This window comes from Planococcus sp. 107-1, assembly GCF_021513255.1.
Classification (GTDB): domain Bacteria; phylum Bacillota; class Bacilli; order Bacillales_A; family Planococcaceae; genus Planococcus.
In genome coordinates this window covers 540,180-562,063 of record NZ_CP090977.1, presented here as the reverse complement: position 1 = coordinate 562,063, position 21,884 = coordinate 540,180, and the positions used below count along the sequence as shown (strand labels likewise).

Here is a 21,884-nt window from a genome sequence, read left to right as displayed (position 1 = left end):
GAAACTCGAGATCCGAGTTCCTGGTTAGACGGTTTCTTATTTATTCGACTTTTAGAATAGACGCAGTTCCCTGCTTCTGATTGCCGTCTTTTAGCATCTGTAATTTTTGTCCGGTTAAGTTCGTAAAGATGACCGGCGTGACAATAGACGGTGCATTGGCTTCAAGATAAGCAAGATCCAGTTTCAATAACGCATCTCCCGCTTGGACCAGCTGCCCTTGCTCGACTAAAGTTTCAAATCCTTCACCTTTTAATTTTACCGTATCCAGCCCCACATGAATAAGAAGTTCGACTCCTGTATCCGTTTGGATGCCGATGGCGTGTTTTGTCGGGAAGACCGTAACGACTTTCCCGTCAATCGGTGAATGCAGCGTGTTTCCTGAAGGAACGATCCCAAATCCTGGTCCCATCATTTCTTTTGCAAAGACATCGTCCGGCACTTCAGACAATGGAATGATTTTCCCGTCAATCGGCATAAAGAAATCTTTGTCGATGATGACTTTCGGAAGTTCCGCTTCCGCCGGTAATTTTTCAATCGGCGCATCCAGATTTTCCGGAGTTGGATTTCCTTTTGCCAAACGGCTCTTCATGGCATCCGCCAAGAACTCAACAGCTGTTCCGATGACTACCTGGACATTGGTTTTATTGACTTTCATCAAGCCCATTGCGCCGTGGCGCTTCAATTCTTTTTCGTTCACTTTGTCTGCGTCTTTCACTGTCAGGCGCAAACGCGTCGTGCAATAATCGACGGTTTGGATGTTATCGCTGCCGCCAAGTGCGTTGATCGTGTGGTAAGCGCGGATGTCGATTCCGTTATTGCCTGTATCCGCATTGCCGTTTTCTTCGTCTTCATCTTCACGCCCTGGTGTTTTCAAGTCCAGTTTGATGATCAAGAAATAGAAAATGAAGAAGTAAATAACACCTACGACAAGGCCCATCACAAGTAAGACAAGCGGGTTCTGGGCAAGGCCGTAGTTCAGGACATAATCGATGGCGCCGGCCGAGAAGCCGAAGCCATGATGGACATCCAGTGCATAAGCGACCATCATTGATACGCCGGTCAATAAAGCATGGACTACATATAATAATGGAGATAAGAACATGAACGAGAATTCGATCGGCTCTGTGATCCCTGTTAGGAAGGACGTGAATCCGATACTGAAGAGCATCCCGCCGATTAGGGCTTTGCGCTCTTTTTTAGCAGCTGCATACATTGCGAGACAAGCTGCTGGCAGGCCGAACATCATGATCGGGAAGAAACCGGAAAGGAATGGCCCCGCTGTCGGGTCCCCTTTTAGGAAACGGTTGATCTCACCGCGTACGACTTCGCCTGTTGCATCTGTAAATGTACCGAAGTCAAACCAGACAATCGTGTTGATGACATGGTGCAAACCTGTCGGCAATAGCAAACGGTTCAAGAAACCATAAGCCCCTACACCGAACATGCCAGCATTCAAAATCCAGTCGCCGGCGCCGTCAATCAAATCTTGTACCGGCGGCCATGCATAGCCTAAAATCCCGGCAAGTACGGTCATGGTTGCCGCGGTGACAATCGGAACGAAACGCCGGCCGCCGAAGAAGGCGAGCCAGGTCGGGAATTTCACGTTATAGAATTTATTGTATAAGAGACCGCCGACAATCCCCGAGAGGATCCCGGCAAAAACGCCCATATTGATGGACTCATTAATCGTGACAATGGCTGATGTTAAAACAAGATACGCAACGGCACCGGCAAGCGCGGCTCCCCCGTTGCTGTCATGGGCAAGGCCGAAAGCGATCCCAATCGCAAAAATGATGGCCAAGTTGTCGATAATCCCGGCTCCTGCCGCTGACAAGAACGGAACGCCGAAGAGGTCATCTTGCCCTAAACGCAGAAGCAGAGCGGCTGCTGGCAATGTGGCAATTGGGAACATTAACGACTTCCCGATTTTTTGCAGAAAACTGAACAAATTAATTCCACCCTTCTTATTGGTTTTTAGCTGTCTCTATGATGAGAAAATGTATAGATGTCTATACCAATTCTATTCCTATATGTATGCGTTTTCAATACTATTTTTTATTTAATGGAATAATTCTTTTTTCTGGTGAAGGTCCCTAAATTTTCGAGACAAAAAACTTCTGTTGACAGCTTCAAAAAACAGGCATACAGTTAGCTATTATTTCACTCTTATCTTTAGGAAGTGCCATTGTGAAGCCATCCAAAAAAAAGCAAGTTAAAGTCTCACCGCCGATTGTCATTGCCGGCAGCTTTTTGTTTTTAATCACCTTAGGGACCCTGCTGTTAAAACTGCCAATTGCCACAACTGCACCGATTTCCTGGACGGACGCATTGTTTACCGCCACATCGGCCACTACTGTCACTGGACTTAGCGTATTTGACCCTGGCACCACGTTGACGCTGTTCGGTGAGATTGTCTTGCTGTTGCTGATCCAGTGCGGCGGTATCGGGCTAATGACGTTTGCTGTAGCGATCCTGATTTTGCTGCGGCGAAAAATCGGCCTCCAAAACCGGATCTACTTGCAAGAATCCTTCTCTCAAAACTCCATTGGGGGAATTGTCAAACTGGTCAAGATGATCCTCACTTTCGCATTAAGCGTGGAAGCAATCGCCATTGTGCTGCTGACGGTTTATTGGCTGCCGGACTACGGCTTTCAAAAAGCAGTGAATTTAAGCGTCTTCCACGTTATTTCCGCTTTCAACAATGCCGGTTTTTCTTTGTTCCCAGACAACTTGATGAGCTTCGGCAATGACCCTTTTGTCCTGGTACTGTTGTCCAGCTTGTTTATCCTTGGGGGCTTAGGATTTACCGTCGTCGTCGACATTTATCAAAAAAAATCTTTGCGCTCCTGGTCGCTCCATACGAAATTGATGGTGTGGGGGACGCTCGCCTTGAATCTAGGCGCAACCTTGATCATTCTCGCCTTGGAGTTTGGCAATCCGGAATCGCTTGGCGGAAGGGCGTGGGGAGAAAAAATCCTGTCTTCCTATTTTGCAGCCGTAACGCCGAGAACAGCAGGATTCAACGTTTTCGATTACGGGACATTGGAAGATCCGACCTTGTTATTCACGATGGCATTAATGTTCATCGGCGCCGGCAGTGCTTCGACGGCATCCGGGATCAAGCTGACCACTTTTATCGTCGTGCTGCTATCGACTTATGCTTTTTTGCGCACACAAAAAGAACCTGAGATATTCGGCCGTACGATCCGGATCGAAACCATCGTCCGCTCGCTTGCCATCACAACCATCAGCCTTCTGCTCGTGCTGCTGTTTTCATTCTTGCTGACCGTGACAGAGAAAATCCCTTTTCTGCCTTTAGTGTTCGAAGTTGTATCGGCATTCGGGACAGTGGGGCTTTCGATGGGCATCACGGCACAATTATCCGATCTCGGCGAAATTCTTTTAAGCCTCGTGATGTTCGTCGGCCGAATTGGTCCGCTCACTTTGTTTTTCATCTTAATGAAACCGAAGAAAGACCATTTCCGCTATCCGTACGACCAAGTATTTACGGGTTAAGAAAAATAGCCTGCACTCTTGCTCTCAGTCTATTGAAAACGGGCTGAATTAAAGCATCCGTTTCTAATGATCGCACTTCGGCGCTATGGACAGCGCCGGTGCTAGAAAATTCGAAAGAGATATGGCGCAAAACAATTGAAACGATATTTATGAGCGCTTCTTAGTAGCTTCTTCAACACATAAATAGCCTGCCGGCAAAAGCCGGCAGGCTATTTTAATGCGACTGGATTCCAGCCTATCTCTTTCTTCAACAAGAATCCCGATCGATCAGGCTTGGTTGAAGCCGGTGCACAACCGGGCTTTCTTTTTCCGAAGTTCCGTTGATCTGCTTCAACAAAAGCTCAGCTGCCAAGTTCCCCATTTCAATCGTCGGCTGTGAAACGATCGTAAGCGGCGGTGAATAGAAGCTTGCAAACGGCACTTCGTCAATGCCGATGACTGCGACATCTTTTGGAATATGCAGCTGCTGCTCTTTCATGAATTTCAGTACTTCGATCAAGACAATATCATTGCCGGCCAGAATCGCATCCGGCGGCTCTGGCAAGGCGAATAAATCTTTCAGCACTTCCTGGATCTTTTCCGCATCAGCTGTTTGGATATAAGCCGGGTCGGCTGTCAGGTTAACTTCTTCAACCGCTTTTCGATACCCTTCAATCCGTTCGACCCGAGGGCTCGTATTTCGGATGATCGAAGTTGTCACGATGGAAACTTTTGAATAGCCGCTTTCGGCGAATTTGCGGACCGCCAGTTCAGCTGCCCGGTGATTGTCGAGCATGACCGTCTCAATTTCCAATCCTTCAATTTTCCGGTCCATGAAGACGACCGGAAAGTCTCTTTTCTTCATTTGTTCATAGAGATCCAAATTCCCGCCGGTCGGGAAGATAATCAACCCGTCGACTTGCTTCGCTAAGAGCATTTCGATGTAATTCCGCTCTTTTTCGGGTTCGTCATCCGCATTGCAAATAATTGTATGGAATCCTTGCCCATTGAAATTATTTTCAATCGTCCGGAGAATCTGCGTTGAAAAACTGTGAAGGATATTTGCAACGATCACACCGACTGTAAATGTCGACTTCTGCTTTAAGCTTCTCGCAATGACATTCGGATGATAGTTCAATTCTTCGATTGACGCTTCAATCCGTTTCCGTGTGTTTTCGCTCATGTATTCATAGCGTTTATTCAAATACTGCGAAACGGTGCTTTTGGATACTTTTGCATGTTCCGCCACTTCTGCGATGGTCACGGTTTTCATGGACGCATCAAACTCCTGAATAAGCCATGAAGCCGCCATCGACCGCTAAAGTCGTACCGGTAACAAAGGATGAATACGATTCATCCACTAAGAATAACAGCGCCCCCAATAAATCTTCCGGCTGGCCGAATTTCTTCATCGGCGTCGCTGTCAGGATTTTCTTTGAACGCGATGTCGGATTGCCTTCTGGATCGAGCAGCAAATCGCGGTTTTGCGTTGTCAAGAAGAAGCCCGGTGCGATCGAGTTGACGCGCAAGCCCGTTTCCGCAAAATGAACCGCCATCCACATTGTGAAGTTGTTGATCGATGCTTTCGCTGCACTGTAAGCAGGCACTTTGGTCATCGGCGCATACGAACTCATCGAAGACAAGTTGACGATTGCCGGCGACTCGCTCTTCAACAATTCTTTGCCGAATACTTGGCTTGCAAGGAATGTTCCGGTGAAGTTAACCGAGAAAACATTTGAGAAGCCTTCTTCTTCCAAGTCGAAGAACGATTTTCCTTCTGCCGATTCATCGTAGGTTTCCGGTCCTGTGATCGCGTCCGGATGGTTTCCTCCTGCGCCATTGATCAAAATATCAATTTTGCCGAAAGCTTCCAGAATTTCGGTTTTTGCTTTTTCCAAAGAAGCACGGTCCAAGACATTCGCCGCTACAGCCAATGCTTCTCCGCCTGCAGCGTTAATTTCCGCTGCCACGTCTGCTCCTTTTTCAGCTGTCCGGTTTAAAATCGCCACTTTCACGCCGTGGCGAGCCAGTTCGCGTGCCATTTCTGAACAGAGTACACCGCTGCCACCTGTAATAACCGCTGTACGGCCTTTTAAATTTTCATGGATTGGAATCATTTTGCATCCTCCGTTCTTTTCGTTTCGTAAGCATCCCATAAACCAAGCAAGTACATGATGCCGAGTGCACGGTCATACAATCCGTATCCCGGTCGGCAAACTTCGCCCCAAATGTGGCGGCCATGGTCTGGACGCACATAACCGTCATAATCCTGTTCATGCAATTCTTTTACGACGCCTTTAATATCAATCGATCCGTCTTGCGTATAATGCGAGGTTTCCGTAAAGTCTCCGTTGTCATAAACCTTGACGTTGCGGATGTGTGCAAATGGCGCACGCTTCGCATATTTTCTCGCCACTTCCACCATATTATTGGATAAGCTTGCGCCCATGGATCCGGTGCACATCGTAAACGCATTGGATGCTGAATCGGAAATCTCAATCAACTTCTCGTAGCTTTGTTCACCCGTGATGATGCGCGGCAATCCGAAAATCGAATACGGCGGATCATCCGGATGGATGGCCATTTTAATCCCTGCTTCTTCAGCCGTCGGCAAGATCGCTTTCAGGAAATAAGCCAAATTCTCCCACAACTGAGCCTCATCAATCTCTTTATAAGCTTCGAACAATTCACTCAAATGGTCAAGTTTTTCCGGCTCCCAGCCTGGCAATGTCAGATCCGACGCTTCGCTCACGGTACGCACCAATTCCTGCGGGTCCAAGTTCTCCACTTTCGATTTCTCGAAGAATAAAGCCGTCGAACCGTCTTCTAAAGGATGGAACATTTCCGTACGCGTCCAATCAAAGATCGGCATGAAGTTATAGCAGATCACTTTCACGCCGGCTTCTGCCAAATTGCGGATCGACTCTTTGTAGTTTTCAATATAGCGGTCGCGGTCTGCGTTCCCGAGTTTAATCGATTCGTGGACATTGACGCTCTCCACCACTTCGGTATGGAAACCGTAAGATTCGATATAATCCACTTCCGCTTTGATCGCTTCTTTCGTCCAAACTTCTCCTGCCGGGACATCGTGCAATGCCCAGACGATCCCTTTCACGCCAGGAATTTGTTTGATGTTTTCAAGGGTAACCGTATCGTTATCTTTGCCGTACCAACGGAATGTCATGTTCATTCGGGGGTTCCTCCTCTATTGTGCGCTTTTTTCCATGTATTGTTTGCTTAACTCAACAGCTGCTTCAAATCCGCCAGCTGCGTAAGCTTTATTCAAATCGCTGCCGATTCCTACTGCTACTGCTCCAGCGGAAATCCAGTCTTGGATGTTGTTTAAGTTGATGCCGCCTGTCGGCATGATCCGTACATGCGGAAGCGGGCCATTGACTGATTTGATGAATGACGGCTCGAAATTATTCGCCGGGAATAACTTGATGATGTCGCTGCCGGATTCAAGTGCTTTGACCATTTCACGGATGGTCATGCAGCCAGGCAAATACGGAACGCCGTAGCGGTTGCAGACCGGCGCAATGTCTTCATTGAAATGCGGGCTGACGATGAACTTTGCTCCGGCAAGAATGGCGTGGCGCGCTGTTTCCGGATCCAAGACCGACCCTGCACCGAGCAGTACATCTTCTTCTTTCAATGCTTCAAAGACGTTCTGCACTTGCGGTGTCGTATACGTCAATTCGATTGCGGGAATGCCTCCTTGGATTGCCGCTTTTGACAACTCGATCGCTTCTTCTGCACTAGTCCCGCGAATCACTGCGACGACTTTCGTTTTGGTCAAATTTGCTAACACTTCATGTTTTAACATTTTTTCAGCTCCTCTTCTATTTAACGTTCCACAACTTTTTCTTTACGGATCAATGCCGTCACTTCTTCTAAATAAGGCAGCCCTTCGTTGTCGCCGGACACCGTTGTAACCAATGCTCCGACGCCGTTTGCAAACTCCAGCGCTTCTTCCGGCGAATAGCCATGAAGCGTTGCGTATACATAGCCAGCGTCAAAGCCGTCCCCTGCGCCTACTGTATCAATCGGATTCACCGGGAACGCCTCTTTTTTATGCCAAGCGCCGTTTTGGTAAACTCGCGCCCCATTGCCCCCATCTTTAATTACAAGTTGTTCGATGTTGAAGTCTTTCGCACATTGTTCAAGTGCTCGGTCTGCAGAATCTCCGATGATCATCTCGATTTCATCCAAGCCTGTCAGTAGAATATCCACTGACGGCAAAATTTCCATATATGCAGCTTTTGCCTGGTCCAAGGTCCAAAGCTTCAATCGAATATTCGGGTCAAATGAAATGCGGATATTCTTTTCAGCAGCGATTTCCAAAACCCGTTTTACGATGGCCAAGTTTTTCGGATCAATCGCCAGGAAAACACCGGTCAGGTGAATCAAATCAACGCCTTCAAACATATCTTCAGTTATATCGCTTGGCTCCATTGTTAAGATCGGAGATTGATAGCGATAGTAAAAAGTCTTGCCGGAACCATCTTCCCGGATCTCTTTAAAATTCAAGGAAGTTGGATAGTTCTCCACAAACTCGACTTCCGATAAATCGACGCCTTCCTCCGTGGCAAAATTATAGATGACCCGCCCAAATTCGTCTCCGCCCAGCCGGCTTGCCCATTTGATATTCAACCCAAGGCGTGCGCAGCCGATCGCAAAATTCAATTCAGCCCCGCCCACTTTCCGGGTGAAAGAAGGCACATAACGCAGCGGCCCAGTTTCAGAAGGATTGAACGTGATCAATGCATCTCCTAAAGTAAAAACATTATATTGATTAGACAAGGTATTTCCCCTCTCTTGTATGCTATTTTCATTTTATAAATCGGTTTAGTAAATCGGTTTAGTTAAACTATAAATGAAAGTGCTTTCAGAATCAACCAATCGCGGGTAAATTCTGAAATATAATCAAAAAGGCCTCTATACAAAAATAACGAAATTTCTTTCCCTGCAATTGCTTGAATGATTCTCTTCCTATGCAGGAGATTGCCCCTTGTATAGAGAACTACTTGCTAAGCAAAATTATGACGGGAGGAATTGATATGTATTTTGCATACAAAAGCATTCTGGTGGCCGTCGATGGATCCAGCGAAGCGGAGCGCGCTTTTGAAAAAGCAATCGGCATCGCGAAGAGAAATACCGCTGTACTGAATATTATTTACGTAGTGGATAGCCGTTCTTACACAGCTATCAAGCTTCACGAACCGCATATAGAAGATGAAGCATTCAAGCACGGAAGAGAACTTCTTGAGGGCTACAAAGCAAAAGCGCTGGATTCCGGAGTCCAGGAAGCCCATACATTCGTTGTTCCCGGCTCTCCTAAAAAAGTGATTGCCCGGGACTATGCAAAACAGCTTAGCGCCGACTTGATCGTCTGCGGAGCCCAAGGTTTAAATGCATTCGAACATTTTCTCCTTGGCAGCGTTTCCCAACACATCGTTCGGAGCAGCCCTTGCGATGTTTTAGTCGTTCGCCAAACCGGTCCCAAGAATAAGAAACCGAAAGAAAGAATTGAGTATAAATAAGATAAAAGTTTTCAGAATATTCGTAATTTAAGAAGGGGTTTTATTTTTAATGGAGAATGAGAACAAAGAAGAGAAAAAAGCAGAGGAGGATACGTATGGCTTTAGAATACAATCATATTTTAGTCGCAGTTGACGGTTCGAAAGAAGCAGAGTGGGCATTCAGGAAATCCATTGAGATGGCGAAGAAACATAAGGCTTCACTGAATTTAATCCATGTAGTGGATACCCGCTCTTTTACTGCTATGACAAAGCGGGTACCTTCTGAAGATGATCCAATCTTCGAAGAAGGAAGAGCACTTGTCGAAAAGTATAAGAATGAAGCCATTGGTGCCGGATTGTCTGATGTAAACGCATTTGTAGCTTCAGGCTCTCCAAAAAAAGCCATTTCACGCGATTTTGCCAAGCAGGTGGACGCAGACTTGATTATTTGCGGAGCCCAAGGATTGAATGCTTTTGAAAAATATTTGATGGGCAGCGTCTCTCAGCATATCGTCAGCAATAGTTCCTGTGACGTTCTTGTCGTTCGCAGGGAACTTCCGACCAATCAAAATTAAAATGACGGCAGCAACTGGTCTTCCCTCTTAACAGCGAAAAAGAAGTCTGGTCAACTTGAAAACAAGTGGACTGGACTTTTCTTTTTCGCTGGAATATTTCTTCCAGCTGTGAAATCTCTATTTTCTCAAGCCATATAAGTTCAAAGGAGCTGGATATCAAATGAAGAACTGGAAAACCCATATTGAATTGATCGCAGCTATTCTATCCGGAATATTAATTCTTCTAGCCTATCTCCTTGAAAAGAATGAGCTCGCAAGTTTTTCAGTGCCTGTTTACCTGCTGGCCTTTTTTATCGGCGGCTATGCCAAAGCGAAATACGGCATCCAAAAAACCATTGAAAACCGAAAACCCAATGTCGAGCTGTTAATGGTGCTCGCTGCCGTCGGTGCTTCGCTGATCGGCTACTGGACAGAGGGCGCGATTCTGATTTTCATTTTTTCGCTTAGCGGTGCATTAGAAACTTATACCATGAACAAAAGCCGGAAAGAAGTTTCCGCTTTAATGGAAATCCAGCCTGAAGAAGCCTGGCTTTTACAAGGCGAGACCACGTCTCGGGTCAGCATTTCTTCTCTCCAAGCGGGAGATACGCTTGTCGTGAAGCCTGGCGAACGAATCCCTGCAGACGGAAACCTTTTGACGGGGCATACGGTTGTCGATGAATCCTCGATCAGCGGAGAGTCCATTCCGGTCTCCAAAGATTCCGGAGACGAACTATTTGCCTCTACTGTCAATTTAAGCGGGGCGATTACGATGGAGATGACGAAACCGAATTCTGAAACGCTTGTACAGAAAATTATCGACCTCGTCCAGTCTGCCCAAAATGAAAAGCCCCCTTCCCAGCAATTTGTCGAGCGCTTTGAAGGAAACTATGTCAATATCGTCTTGATTCTCTTCTCTCTCATGCTTTTCCTGCCGCATTACTTATTTGATTGGGATTGGAATACTACGTTCTACCGGGCCATCCTCCTGCTCGTGGTGGCTTCGCCTTGTGCTCTCGTGGCGTCAATTATGCCCGCTACACTAGCGGCCATTTCCAACGGAGCCAAAAGCGGCATTATCTTCAAAGGCGGTGTCCATCTGGAAAACTTGAGCGCCGTCCAGGCAATCGCATTTGATAAGACGGGAACCTTAACCATGGGCCGGCCCCAAGTGACTGACTTCGTGTTGCGTGAAGGAATCTCACAGGACGCTCTGATGGAAAAGGTTGCCGGCATTGAAATGCAGTCCAACCACCCGCTTGCAAAAGCCATTACGGAATTTATTCAATCCAAAGGCATTGCCCCGCTCTCCGGACTGCAAATAACCGATGTGCCGGGCAATGGATTAAAAGCGGTAATTTCCGGCGAGGAAATAAAAGTCGGCAAGCCCGCATTTGTCGGTGAGTCGGAAGCCGAAATTTTTTACGGAAACTTGCTGGAACGTTTGGCGAATGAAGGAAAAACCGTGACATTTGTGCGCGATAGCCAAGGAATCGCTGCAGCCATTGCATTAAAGGATACCATCCGCCCGAATACGAAAAGCACTATTCAAGAACTGCAAAAAGAAGGGGTTTTTTGCATCTTGCTGACAGGCGATAATGTAAAAACTGCCAAAGCGATTGCCGAAGAAAGCGGGGGTGGATGATTACGTCGGCGGCTGCATGCCCGGGGATAAAGTAAAAGAATTGAAGAAACTGATGAATGACTACCCTTATATTGCGATGACCGGCGACGGCATCAATGACGCCCCTGCCCTCGCAACCGCCACAACTGGGATAGCAATGGGCGAAGGAACGGATGTCGCATTGGAAACCGCTGATGTGATCTTGATGAAAAATGATTTATCCCGTATTGTCTATTCGATTCGGCTCGCCCGAAAAATGGAGAAAATCGTAAAGCAGAATATGTATTTTTCCGTAGGGGTGATTGTCATTCTTGTTTTCTTGAATTTTATGCAATCCCTTTCCATTCCTTTTGGCGTCATCGGCCATGAAGGCAGCACTTTGCTTGTGATTTTAAACGGTTTGCGCATGCTGAATCATCGTCTTTGAAATCGGCTATATTGGTGATTTACGCAAAAGAGAGGCTTTCAGATGAAAGCCTCTCTTTTCATTTATAATTCAACTCGGCAGGCAATGCATTTTACATTCCTGGCTTTATTGAGCCGTGTATCCCCCGTCAACCATTACAGTTGTACCTGTTACAAAATCATTTTCGCAAAGGAACACAATGGCATGGGCAACTTCATCCGCTTTTCCTAAGCGCCCTGCAGGATGTTTCGCCACCAACCCATTATAAAATTCTTCGCCCAGCGCTTCACGGTTCACCATGGCTGTTTCGATATAGCCGGGTGCCACAGCATTGACGCGGATATTTTTATCCCCGTATTGGAGAGCAGCTGATTTGGTCATCAAGTTTACCGCGCCTTTCGAAGCGTTGTAGGCGAAAGCTTGCGGCTCTCCGACGCTGCCGAGTATGGAAGACGTGTTGACAATTGCGCCTCCGCCTGTCTTCAGCATTTCCCGTACCGCATATTTAATGCCGTAAAAAACACCATCCTGATTGACGCCAATCACTTTTTGGTAATCTTCATCAGACAATTCATGCGTTTCGCTCAAGGCGCCGATTCCTGCATTATTGACCATGATGTCGATTTGGCCGAATTGACTGACCGTTTGCGCCACCAGATTTTCCACAGAATCTTCTTGAGAGGTATCCACCTTCACAAATACCGCTTCTGCCCCGTTGCCGCTCAATTCTTTCGCCGCAGCTTCTCCTCCTTCTTCATTGAAATCAGCAATGACCACCTTCACCCCTTTGCTGATAAAAGCTTTCGCTGTTGCTAAACCGATTCCCGATGCTCCGCCTGTTACTGCTGCCACTTTCCCTTGCAAATCCATTCCAATTCCTCCCTTTTCGAATCTCATACACTCCTAGTATATATTATTGTCAGACTATTTAGTCATATTATTTTGAAACTAAAAAAAGACCTCTGCCGAAGCAAAGGTCCCTGTCATTTATTCTTTTAATTGATTGATGAACGGACCGTAGTCCCGGCGTTGATGCTGCAAGGAGATCCATTTTAAAGTCGTGAATTCTTCGAGGATCCATTCGCCATTGAAACGGCCAAGCCCGGAGTTCTTTTCTCCCCCGAACGGCACATGCGATTCGTCATTTACCGGCTGGTCATTGACATGGATCATGCCCGTATGGATTCTGTGGGCAAATGCTGCGCCGTGTTCTAAATTAGAAGAATGGACAGCTCCGCTCAATCCGTATGGCAGCGCATTGGCCATTTCCGCTGCATCGTCGTCGTCTTCGAACGGAATCAAGATTGCCACCGGCCCAAAGATTTCATTGACTGCGAGCGGCATTTCGTTCGTGACATTAGTGACAACCGTCGGCTCAAGGACGTTGCCGTCAGCCTTGCCGCCTAAGCGGATTTCTGCGCCTTGCTTGACGCTCTCTTCCAAGTCTTCCAAGATGCGGTCGACTTGCTTGCGGTTGATCAGTGGTCCGACATTCGTATCCAGTTCTGCCGGATTGCCGTATTTCAATTTTCCGGCACGTTTGATAAAGAGCTCAGCGAATTCATCGTATTTGTCTTTATGGACAAATATCCGGTTGATTGCCATACAGATCTGGCCTTGGTGATAGAATTTGCCGAATAGCGCCGAATCTACTGCTTGGTCGATATCTGCATCATCCAGTACGACAAAGACGTTATTGCCTCCCAGTTCTAAAGCGGTTTTCTTCAAATTGCCGCCTGCCAGTTTTCCGATGCCCATACCGACTTCCGTTGAGCCGGTAAAGGAAATCAGTCGCGGAATTGGGTGCTTAACAACGTCATCACCGATTTCTGAGCCGCGTCCGACAACGATATTCAATAGTCCTTTCGGCAATCCAGCTGCTTCAAAAATGCTGGCGAAAATCAAACCGCCGGTAATCGGTGTATCCGTTGCCGGTTTCACCACGACTCCATTTCCGGTTGCAAGAGCTGGTGCAATGGAACGCATCGCTAAATGGAACGGGAAATTCCAAGGGCTGATGACCCCGATAACACCGATCGGGTTGCGGTAAATGCGGTTTTCTTTTCCAGGCTGCTGGGAAGGCAAAATTTTCCCTTCCATCTGGAATGGATAAGCCATCGACTGCTTCACCACATCCAAAGCTGCGCCGAATTCGACTGTCGCTTTAATGACCGTGCTGCCCGCTTCTTTTACGAGCCAGTCGATGATCAATTGTTTGTTTTCCTGCATGACTTCCACTGTTTTCTCCAGAATCGCCCGTTTGTTCTGCGGCAATTCCTTCGCCCATTCGATTTGCGCTTCCGCTGCCGCCTTGTAAGCCGCATCCAAATCGTCTTTATTGGCTGCTTTCGTCGCGATCAAATCTTCGCCTGTGAAAGGATTTGTATTCGCCATCATCTGATCGCTTGAACCGTCGCGCCATTCACCGTTTATATACACTTTCGAAAAATCCGTCTTCATTTTCTTCACTCCTCTTTTCAATTGGTAGAATGTATTGGATGGATCTTTGAAAATAGCTTCTAATACTTCAGCCATGAAAATGCTGGCTGCTTTCGTACATTTTTTCGCCACTCTTCTCTTTACCCTTCTATAAAATCCTAAAACTAGGATAATCCAATTTAACTCTTTCTACATATTTATAAAACAAAGAAGCTTCTGCCAAATCGATGGCAGAAGCTTTCGTTTAAAGATCTTTTGCAATTTTTAAAACCGTGCGCGGAATAAAGAGCACAACATGGTAAAGCAATTCCGCTAAATCGATCAATTCCCATGCCCATGTTCGGTCTTTCTTTTCCCTTTTCTTTTTCATCCGCAATTCTCCTCGCTTTTCATAAGTTATCAATTTATACGAAAAGAATTCAGAAAAGTTTCGCAGCGATTCAAAGAACTTTAAAAACTATTCAATTGCCATTCCAAAAGCTTCTGCCAATAAACGAATGCTCTTCATGCGATTTTCCGCTCCTGCCACATTCGGGATAATGGTAATTTCATCCGCCTTGTAAAGTTCCGCAATCCTTTCGATTTCCGCCTTCACAAAATCGGCATCTCCGATGATCATACGCTTGCGGTTTTCCAATACTTTTTGCTGTTCCCTCGCGCTGAAGCCCCGCAATTTCGCAGTTTCAATCGAAGGATAATAAGGCGGAGGCGTATTCGATTCGACGAATTGGAGCCAAAGGTCAAAGGCCATCGCTATTTCTTCCGCTTGTTCTTTCGTTTCCGCAACGACTGCGAATACCGCAATCATCACTTTTGGCTGCTCTAAAAACGGAGAAGCTTTAAATTCGCTACGGTATTTCCCGATGATTTCCACTCCGTCGATAGAAGGCCGGGCAAAATGGGCATAGGAGTACGCCATGCCTTTTTCAGCCGCAAGGGCTGCGCTGCCTTCACCGGTCCCGAGCAGCCACAACTCGGGCGCTGTTTCAGTGATCGGCATCGCAGGCAACTCGCTCTTATCCGCCAAATAGTTTTTCAATTGGTCCAGCTGTTCTTCATAAGGCTCCGCTCTTTCACGCATGCTATTCAGCGCTTTATTGACTGCCTGGTAACTGCGCGAACGCCCGATGCCAAGATCGATTCGATTCGGATGCAGTGCTTCAAGCATACGAAAATTCTCGGCCACTTTATAAGCGCTGTAATGCGGAAGCATGACACCACCCGAACCGATCCGGATTTTCGACGTAGAAGTCGCCAAATGCATCATCAGCATTTCCGGTGTACTCCCGGCAACCGATGCCACTTTATGATGCTCCGCTACCCAAAACCGTTTGAAGCCGGAGCGCTCTGCAAGCTGTGCCAGTTCTGTTGTCTCCAGAAGCGCTTCCGCGCCGTTTTTCCTTCATCGATTGGTGAGTAGTCCAGAATATTCAATGCCAGCATGCCAGTCCCGCCTTTTTTAAATTAATGATTCCCCAGTTTAGCATGCGGGAACTTTCAATCCAAAACACCTTGTTTCAGGTATTCTGGATCGATTCGTAGCATTTATCCAACACGGCCATATTCTTTAGTGTGGATTCCGTCGTGATAACCGGTTCCCCGCCGTCTAGAATTGCCCGTGAGAATTGCTCGATTTCCATCCGGTAGATATCGCCGTAAATCTTTTCTTCACGGGTCATGCCATTGTTCTGGATAACGACTTTTCCAATTCCCCCGTTAATATCCGGGCGAAAAGCGAATGGCACTTTGATCTTCCCTTCAGTACCGATGACTTCATACTCGTTGCGGTTGATCATATCAAAGCTGCAATCGAACATCGCCTTGACGCCATTGTCCATTTTCATATAGACCGTTGACGTCAAATCGATTCCGGTCGCCTCATCCAATTCGGCAATCGCTTGGACTTTCACAGGCTCTGAATCCGTCAAATGGCGAATAACTTGAACGCAATAAGAACCGACATCGTAAATGCTTCCGCCCCCCATCGTTTTATCCATCCGGATATCCCCTTCCCGGTTGTTCAAGTAAAACGAGTGGCTCGATTTAATAAGCTTCACCTCGCCGATTTCTCCGGACGCGATAATTTCTTTTACGCGGGCATGCTGCGGGTGCAATTGATACATGAAGGCTTCCATGAATTTCACGCCATTCGCTTCACATGCCTCAATCATTTCTTTCGCTTCTTGGGCCGACAGCGCTGCCGGTTTTTCGCAAAGCACGTGCTTGCCTTTTTCAGCCGCTTTGATGACCCATTCTTTATGTAGATTGTTTGGCAGAGGGATATACACCGCGTCAATTTCCGGATCATCCAACAATGCTTCGTAACTCTCATACGCTTTTGGAATCCCTAACTCTCTTGCCGCAGCGTACACACGGTCTCCTCTACTCGAAATTGCGGACATTTCCGCATTTTCCGCCCGAAAAATTGCCGGTATGACCTGGGTTCTGCCAATATTCGCTGTGCTTAAAACGCCCCATCGTATTTTTTCCATTCCATCATCTCCTTTGGTTTTTAATCATTAAAAAAGCCGATAAGGGGCGCATAAACTGTCCCGTAGCGGCTTTGGATTTCAAGACAGCTTTGCGCTTCTTGCCTATCGCTTATTATTTGATGCGTAGTTCTGTTGCAGGATCGAAGAAATGGGCTTTGTTCAAGTCCATCGCCATTTCGATCGTCTGGCCAGCTTCCACGTTGAAGCGTGCATCGACGCGGGCCACAAAGCTTTCGCCGTTCACTTGCGAATACAAGACGATTTCCGAGCCCATCAATTCCGCCACTTCGATTGGTGCTTTGATCTTCGTGTGCGGCGAGTGGTCAAGGAATAATGGCTCATCGTGAATGTCTTCCGGACGTACGCCAAGGATCACTTCTTTATCGCCAAAGCCGTTTTCCTTCAATACGGCAAGCTTGCCTTCTGGCACCAATAAGCGCTGGTCGCCCATGACAAATTGGTTGCCTTCCAATTTCCCGTGGAAGAAGTTCATTGCTGGAGAACCGATAAAGCCGCCGACGAACATATTATTCGGCAAATCGTACACTTCTTTTGGCGTACCGACTTGCTGGATAAAACCGTCTTTCATGACAACAAGACGAGTCGCCATCGTCATTGCTTCTGTCTGGTCGTGTGTTACGTAAACCGTTGTCGTCTGCAAGCGGCGGTGCAATTTCTGGATTTCCGCACGCATTTGCACACGCAGCTTCGCATCCAAGTTGGATAATGGCTCATCCATCAAGAACACTTCAGCGTCGCGCACGATTGCGCGGCCTAGTGCTACCGCTGGCGCTGACCACCTGATAAGGCTTTGGGTTTGCGGTATAAATAATCTTCCAAGTTCAAGATTTTCGCTGCGTTCTCAACGCGTTCTTTGATTTCCGCTTTTTTCAGTTTGCGCAATTTCAAGCTGAACGCCATGTTATCGTAAACGTTCATATGAGGGTACAACGCATAGTTCTGGAACACCATCGCAATGTCGCGGTCTTTTGGCGAGACATCGTTGACGCGCTTGTCGCCAATGAACAAATCACCTTCCGTGATGTCTTCAAGCCCGGCAATCATACGCAAAGTCGTGGACTTCCCGCAGCCGGACGGTCCGACGAGCACCAAGAATTCCTTGTCGCGGATCTCCAAATTGAAGTCTTGAACCGACACTACCCCTTTATCGTAGATTTTTTTCACATTCACTAAGTTTAACCCAGCCATTTTCATCCCTCCAAATTGTGTAAAGGCTCCAGTACGAGCCGATAAAGCGCTTACTTTCGTTTAATATGCTCCTCTGATTTCAGAAGCCACCTGTTCTTTATAGAATCTTGCAAGTTTGTCCATTTCTTCTGCAGAATAAGGCGCAGCTTCGATTGCTTTCAAGTTGTCTTGTACTTGTGCAACTGATTTAAAGCCTGGAATCACCGAAGAAATAGCATCGTGCTCTAATATCCATTTTAACGCGGCTTGCGTCATATTTCCTCTATTTTCTGCAATCCATTTTAAATTTTCAGCCAATTCGACCCCTTTTTCAAATTCCAGTCCGGCAAAAGTCTCTCCAACATTGAAAGCATCGCCATTGCGGTTGAAATTGCGGTGGTCATCTTGTTCAAATTGGGCATCCACTTTGAATTTTCCGGTCAATAATCCGCTCGCTAAAGGCACACGCGCTAAAATTCCAACACCTTGCTCTTTCGCTTTCGGGAATAATTCCTCAATCGGCTTTTGGCGGAATAAATTAAAAATGACCTGCAAACTGCTGACATTCGGGTTTTGCAGACAAATCAGCCCTTCTTCAACCGTTTCAACACTAACGCCGTAGTAGCGGATTTTGCCTTGTTCTTTTAAGCGGTCCAGCACTTCGAATACATGGCCATCGCGTAAAATGTCGGTAGCGGGACAATGGATTTGGAACAAGTCAATTTGTTCACGCCCAAGACGTCTCAAGCTATTTTCGCAATATGCTGCGACGCTTTCCATTGTGTAGTTTTTTGGATCCGCAAAATCATCGGCGCGGCCGAATTTTGTTGCGATGTGGATTTCATCATGTCTGCCTTTTGTCGCTTTCGCAAGAAGCTCTTCGCTATGGCCATCGCCGTAAACGTCAGCTGTGTCAAAGAAATTGACGCCTTGCTCCATCGCATATTCCAAAGCTTTCAACGATTCCTGGTCATTCGTCTTTCCCCACGAACCCCCAATCGCCCATGTTCCAAAACTAAGTTCACTCACTTTTAAATCTGTCTTGCCAATTTGCCGATAATCCATCTATGCCACTCCCATTCTATTTTATAAATACTTACAAAGAAGAGCCCCAACCCAAAAGTTGAGACTCTTATTTATATTGCCTATTTACGGAACGCCAAAAGCTTTTCGTTCATCTCTTTTGTTTGTCCGTAAATATCTTGATAAATAGAAAAAAGTTTTTGATAGCTTTCTACATTCGCCGGATTCGGTTCATACTGCGAATCTTCTTTTAAGAAGACATCCGCACATTCTTTTAATGAAGAAAACCACCCGCTGCCAAAAGCAGCAAGCATGGCTGCACCCATTCCTGGACCTTGTTCGCTTGTCAGGCGTACGATTTTCGCATTGAAAATATCTGCCTGCATTTGAAGCCAGTCTTTGTTCTGCGCACCGCCGCCAATTGACACAATCGTATCAATTTCCTTTCCGCTTTCGCGGAAAATCTCGATGGATTCATTTAAAGAAAATGTAATGCCTTCCAGTACTGCCCGGGCAAAATCTTTTCGGCGATGGGAACTATCCATCCCGATGAAACTTGCACGGATTGCCGCATCTGCATGAGGTGTGCGTTCACCGACAAGATACGGCGTAAACAGCAAACCGTTAGATCCAGCTGGAACAGAACCCACTTCAGCAAGCAAATCTTCAAATGATTCATCCGCCGCAAAGGTTTCCTTGAACCAAGTCAAACTGTAGCCGGCTGCAAGCGTTACACCCATCGTGTAATAGACGTCCGGCGCCGAATGGTTGAAGTAATGGACCTTGCCGCCAAAATCTTTGTCGCTGCTTGCTTCATAAGATAACACAACACCGGAAGTCCCGATACTGCAAAGCGTTTTGCCGTCTTCCAGAATTCCGGAACCGATTGCACCGCACGCGTTATCCGCACCGCCAGCAAAAACGCGTGGTCGGTGCAAGCCCTGAAGCTTCTGCATATTCAGCCGTAACCGTACCCACTTCGTCATGCGAGTAGACAAGCGGCGGGCACAGGTTTGGATCAATATTCAAAAGCTCACAGATTTCTGTACTCCACTGTTTTTTGCTGATATCGAGCAATAAAGTGCCGGCAGCATCCGAGAATTCCATCTCCAAATTGCCGGTCATCTTGAAGCGCAAATAATCTTTTGGCAAAACGAACGATTTCGCTTTCGCAAAAATTTCCGGTTCGTGCTTTTGGACCCAAAGAATTTTCGGCAGCGTGAAGCCTTCAAGCGCCGGATTCTTTGTAATTTCGAGTAAACGCTCATTGCCTACGACATCGTATATTTGCTGGCATTCAGCCGTCGTTCTTGTATCGTTCCATAAAATAGCCTGGCGCAAGACTTCATTGTTTTCGTCAAGCAGCACAAGGCCATGCATCTGCCCCGAGAAGCTGATGCCTTCAATGTCTTCTGCAGTTCCATCAAAACCGGAGAGGAGCTCAAGCAACCCGGAAGTTGTTTGAGTCACCCAGTCGTGCGGATTCTGCTCACTGTATCCTGTTTTTTCTTGAATCAATGCATACGATTTCGAAACGCTGTGCACCACTTCCCCTTGCTGGTTGACCAGCAGGATTTTCACGGCACTCGTTCCAAGATCGACTCCAATAACATATTTCATAGCGACAGCTCTCCTAGCGTTAGCAGACTCTTATTATTTAGCGAAAGCTTGCAGCAAGTACTGGTTGATTGTAGATTTGATCTGCTCAAGACGGCCAGATGTTTGTTTGATTTCAGTTAAGCCAAGTGCATGCTCTTCTAATTTGTGGAAATCCGTTTTGCCTTCGACGATGTCGAGGCCGATTCCTTCTGTATATGTTTGGTAGCGGTCTTCCATGATGGAATCCAATACTTTGTCGTCGATCAATTGCTGAGCAACTTTCAAGCCGACAGCAAATGCATCCATTCCCGCGATATGTGCGTGGAACAAATCTTCAGGCTCGAATGAACCACGGCGTACTTTCGCGTCGAAGTTCAAGCCGCCTTTGCCAAGTCCGCCGTTTTTAAGGATTTCGTACATCGCAAGCGTCGTTGACCAAAGATCTGTCGGGAATTCATCTGTATCCCATCCAAGAAGCGGATCGCCTTGGTTCGCATCAACGGATCCAAGCATGTTGTTGATGCGTGCATAATGCAATTCGTGTTCGAATGTATGGCCTGCAAGCGTCGCGTGGTTTGCTTCAATATTGAATTTGAAGTGGTTTTCCAAACCGTAGCTTTGCAAGAATGCATGGCCAGTCGCTACATCGTAGTCGTACTGGTGAGTTGTCGGCTCTTTTGGTTTTGGCTCGATCAGGAATTGTGCGTCAAAGCCGATTTCTTTCGCGTAATCAACAGCCATATGGTAGAAGCGGCCCAAGTTATCAAGCTCAAGCTTCATGTTTGTGTTCAATAATGTTTCGTAGCCTTCGCGGCCGCCCCAGAACACGTAGTTCTCGGCGCCAAGTTCTTTACCGATTTCCAAGCCTTTTTTCACTTTAGCTGCTGAATAAGCGAAAACGTCTGCATGGTTGGATGTTGCAGCACCGTGGATAAAGCGGGTGCGTGAAGTTATTGGCTGTGTTCCAAAGCAATTTCGCTTTGCTGTCTTTCATGTAATCTTTGATCATCGCAACGATGACGTCTAAGTTTTGGTTCGATTCTCTTAAGTTGCTGCCTTCTGGTGCAATGTCGATATCATGGAAGCAGAAGAATGGCACGTCCATTTTTTCATAGAATTCGAAACTTGCATCTACACGTGCTTTAGCCAAATCCATTCCGCTGAATTTATCCCATGGGCGGTTCATTGTACCGGCGCCGAATGGATCAGAGCCATCCATTGTGAATGTGTGCCAGTAAGAAACCGCGTAGCGAAGAATTTCTTCCATCGACTTTCCGCCGATCACTTCTTCCGGATTGTAAAATTTAAATGCGAATGGATTTTTTGAAGATGCACCTTCAAATTTAATTTTGTTAATGTTCTCGAAATATGCCATAATTTTTGCCTCCTAAGTATGATGTTCTGCTTGTTTGAAAATTAAATGAGTCTATCCTTAATGAAAAGGCTTTCATTTGATATTATAACAAGTTACAATTAGTTTGTCTATTGGTTAAACAAAGTTTTATTTAGAATGATTCGACTATTTACAGGCAATGATGAAAT

Annotated in this window: 16 protein-coding genes and 4 pseudogenes; 4 read left to right on the top strand and 16 right to left on the bottom strand. The window is 46.6% G+C overall.

The window, feature by feature from the left end; translation table 11 throughout:
* Positions 1 to 40: 40 nt before the first annotated feature.
* Positions 41 to 1,948, bottom strand: coding sequence for an N-acetylglucosamine-specific PTS transporter subunit IIBC (nagE, locus tag L0M13_RS03150; protein ID WP_235198255.1), 1,908 nt, complete (start codon positions 1,946 to 1,948; stop codon positions 41 to 43).
* A 239-nt stretch (positions 1,949 to 2,187) separates the two neighbouring features.
* Here nagE and L0M13_RS03145 point away from each other — a divergent pair, with 239 nt between their 5' ends.
* Entirely contained in the window at positions 2,188 to 3,516 is a 1,329-nt protein-coding gene (locus tag L0M13_RS03145) for a TrkH family potassium uptake protein (protein WP_235198254.1), read from the top strand.
* A 247-nt stretch (positions 3,517 to 3,763) separates the two neighbouring features.
* Here the strand turns inward: L0M13_RS03145 and L0M13_RS03140 are convergent, their stop codons facing one another.
* The 5 genes from L0M13_RS03140 to L0M13_RS03120 are packed head-to-tail and all read right to left on the bottom strand — an operon-like array spanning position 3,764 to position 8,298.
* A complete protein-coding gene (locus L0M13_RS03140) occupies positions 3,764 to 4,768 on the bottom strand; it encodes a LacI family DNA-binding transcriptional regulator (protein WP_235198253.1) in 1,005 nt (334 codons plus the stop codon).
* Positions 4,769 to 4,775: 7 nt separating this feature from the next.
* Positions 4,776 to 5,612 (bottom strand): SDR family oxidoreductase, encoded by an 837-nt coding sequence (locus tag L0M13_RS03135; protein WP_235198252.1) that lies wholly within the window; start codon positions 5,610 to 5,612, stop codon positions 4,776 to 4,778.
* Positions 5,609 to 6,685 carry a mannonate dehydratase gene (gene uxuA, locus L0M13_RS03130; RefSeq protein WP_235198251.1) on the bottom strand — a complete coding sequence of 359 codons (1,077 nt, stop codon included), beginning with the start codon at positions 6,683 to 6,685 and terminating at the stop codon, positions 5,609 to 5,611. Before uxuA ends, L0M13_RS03135 begins: the two co-directional genes overlap by 4 nt.
* A 15-nt stretch (positions 6,686 to 6,700) precedes the next feature.
* Positions 6,701 to 7,321: a bifunctional 2-keto-4-hydroxyglutarate aldolase/2-keto-3-deoxy-6-phosphogluconate aldolase gene (locus tag L0M13_RS03125; protein ID WP_235198250.1), complete on the bottom strand. Its 621-nt coding sequence runs from the start codon at positions 7,319 to 7,321 to the stop codon at positions 6,701 to 6,703.
* Positions 7,322 to 7,341: 20 nt separating this feature from the next.
* On the bottom strand, positions 7,342 to 8,298 hold the full coding sequence (locus tag L0M13_RS03120) for a sugar kinase (protein WP_235198249.1): 957 nt from the start codon (positions 8,296 to 8,298) through the stop codon (positions 7,342 to 7,344).
* A 257-nt stretch (positions 8,299 to 8,555) separates the two neighbouring features.
* Here L0M13_RS03120 and L0M13_RS03115 point away from each other — a divergent pair, with 257 nt between their 5' ends.
* From L0M13_RS03115 to L0M13_RS03105, 3 genes and pseudogenes are all read left to right on the top strand, one after another.
* Positions 8,556 to 9,038, top strand: coding sequence for a universal stress protein (locus L0M13_RS03115; protein ID WP_235198248.1), 483 nt, complete (start codon positions 8,556 to 8,558; stop codon positions 9,036 to 9,038).
* A gap of 95 nt (positions 9,039 to 9,133) precedes the next feature.
* Complete coding sequence (locus L0M13_RS03110; protein WP_235198247.1) at positions 9,134 to 9,592, top strand: universal stress protein; 459 nt, start codon at positions 9,134 to 9,136, stop codon at positions 9,590 to 9,592.
* A gap of 160 nt (positions 9,593 to 9,752) precedes the next feature.
* Positions 9,753 to 11,622: pseudogene (locus tag L0M13_RS03105) on the top strand (heavy metal translocating P-type ATPase).
* A gap of 105 nt (positions 11,623 to 11,727) precedes the next feature.
* On the opposite strand, the gene L0M13_RS03100 reads toward L0M13_RS03105, so the two are convergent.
* The 10 genes and pseudogenes from L0M13_RS03100 to xylA all read right to left on the bottom strand — a co-directional run bounded on the left by L0M13_RS03100 (position 11,728) and on the right by xylA (position 21,717).
* A complete protein-coding gene (locus L0M13_RS03100) occupies positions 11,728 to 12,471 on the bottom strand; it encodes an SDR family NAD(P)-dependent oxidoreductase (protein WP_235198246.1) in 744 nt (247 codons plus the stop codon).
* Between the two features lie 117 nt (positions 12,472 to 12,588).
* Entirely contained in the window at positions 12,589 to 14,061 is a 1,473-nt protein-coding gene (locus tag L0M13_RS03095; protein WP_235199252.1) for an aldehyde dehydrogenase family protein, read from the bottom strand.
* A 223-nt stretch (positions 14,062 to 14,284) separates the two neighbouring features.
* Positions 14,285 to 14,410: a hypothetical protein gene (locus L0M13_RS18305; RefSeq protein ID WP_260107723.1), complete on the bottom strand. Its 126-nt coding sequence runs from the start codon at positions 14,408 to 14,410 to the stop codon at positions 14,285 to 14,287.
* A gap of 87 nt (positions 14,411 to 14,497) precedes the next feature.
* Positions 14,498 to 15,403: an LLM class flavin-dependent oxidoreductase gene (locus L0M13_RS03090; protein WP_311195656.1), complete on the bottom strand. Its 906-nt coding sequence runs from the start codon at positions 15,401 to 15,403 to the stop codon at positions 14,498 to 14,500.
* Complete coding sequence (locus L0M13_RS18445) at positions 15,358 to 15,483, bottom strand: hypothetical protein (RefSeq protein WP_311195618.1); 126 nt, start codon at positions 15,481 to 15,483, stop codon at positions 15,358 to 15,360. Before L0M13_RS18445 ends, L0M13_RS03090 begins: the two co-directional genes overlap by 46 nt.
* A 74-nt stretch (positions 15,484 to 15,557) precedes the next feature.
* Positions 15,558 to 16,532: a Gfo/Idh/MocA family protein gene (locus tag L0M13_RS03085; RefSeq protein WP_235198245.1), complete on the bottom strand. Its 975-nt coding sequence runs from the start codon at positions 16,530 to 16,532 to the stop codon at positions 15,558 to 15,560.
* Between the two features lie 112 nt (positions 16,533 to 16,644).
* Positions 16,645 to 17,741 (bottom strand): annotated as a pseudogene (locus tag L0M13_RS03080) (ABC transporter ATP-binding protein).
* A gap of 60 nt (positions 17,742 to 17,801) precedes the next feature.
* On the bottom strand, positions 17,802 to 18,785 hold the full coding sequence (locus L0M13_RS03075; protein ID WP_235198244.1) for an aldo/keto reductase: 984 nt from the start codon (positions 18,783 to 18,785) through the stop codon (positions 17,802 to 17,804).
* Positions 18,786 to 18,865: 80 nt separating this feature from the next.
* Positions 18,866 to 20,363: pseudogene (gene xylB / locus L0M13_RS03070) on the bottom strand (xylulokinase).
* A gap of 33 nt (positions 20,364 to 20,396) precedes the next feature.
* Positions 20,397 to 21,717: pseudogene (xylA, locus tag L0M13_RS03065) on the bottom strand (xylose isomerase).
* Between the last annotated feature and the right edge of the window lie 167 nt (positions 21,718 to 21,884).

What these genes read in the sequence shown, in the direction of transcription:
- L0M13_RS03140 (WP_235198253.1), bottom strand. Translation starts at nt 4,768, where the DNA reads ATGAAAACCGTGACCATCGCAGAAGTGGCGGAACATGCAAAAGTATCC.
- L0M13_RS03135 (WP_235198252.1), bottom strand. Translation starts at nt 5,612, where the DNA reads ATGATTCCAATCCATGAAAATTTAAAAGGCCGTACAGCGGTTATTACA.
- uxuA (WP_235198251.1), bottom strand. Translation starts at nt 6,685, where the DNA reads ATGAACATGACATTCCGTTGGTACGGCAAAGATAACGATACGGTTACC.
- L0M13_RS03125 (WP_235198250.1), bottom strand. Translation starts at nt 7,321, where the DNA reads ATGTTAAAACATGAAGTGTTAGCAAATTTGACCAAAACGAAAGTCGTC.
- L0M13_RS03115 (WP_235198248.1), top strand. Translation starts at nt 8,556, where the DNA reads ATGTATTTTGCATACAAAAGCATTCTGGTGGCCGTCGATGGATCCAGC.
- L0M13_RS03110 (WP_235198247.1), top strand. Translation starts at nt 9,134, where the DNA reads ATGGCTTTAGAATACAATCATATTTTAGTCGCAGTTGACGGTTCGAAA.
- L0M13_RS03100 (WP_235198246.1), bottom strand. Translation starts at nt 12,471, where the DNA reads ATGGATTTGCAAGGGAAAGTGGCAGCAGTAACAGGCGGAGCATCGGGA.
- L0M13_RS03095 (WP_235199252.1), bottom strand. Translation starts at nt 14,061, where the DNA reads ATGAAGACGGATTTTTCGAAAGTGTATATAAACGGTGAATGGCGCGAC.
- L0M13_RS18305 (WP_260107723.1), bottom strand. Translation starts at nt 14,410, where the DNA reads ATGAAAAAGAAAAGGGAAAAGAAAGACCGAACATGGGCATGGGAATTG.
- L0M13_RS18445 (WP_311195618.1), bottom strand. Translation starts at nt 15,483, where the DNA reads ATGCTGGCATTGAATATTCTGGACTACTCACCAATCGATGAAGGAAAA.
- L0M13_RS03085 (WP_235198245.1), bottom strand. Translation starts at nt 16,532, where the DNA reads ATGGAAAAAATACGATGGGGCGTTTTAAGCACAGCGAATATTGGCAGA.
- L0M13_RS03075 (WP_235198244.1), bottom strand. Translation starts at nt 18,785, where the DNA reads ATGGATTATCGGCAAATTGGCAAGACAGATTTAAAAGTGAGTGAACTT.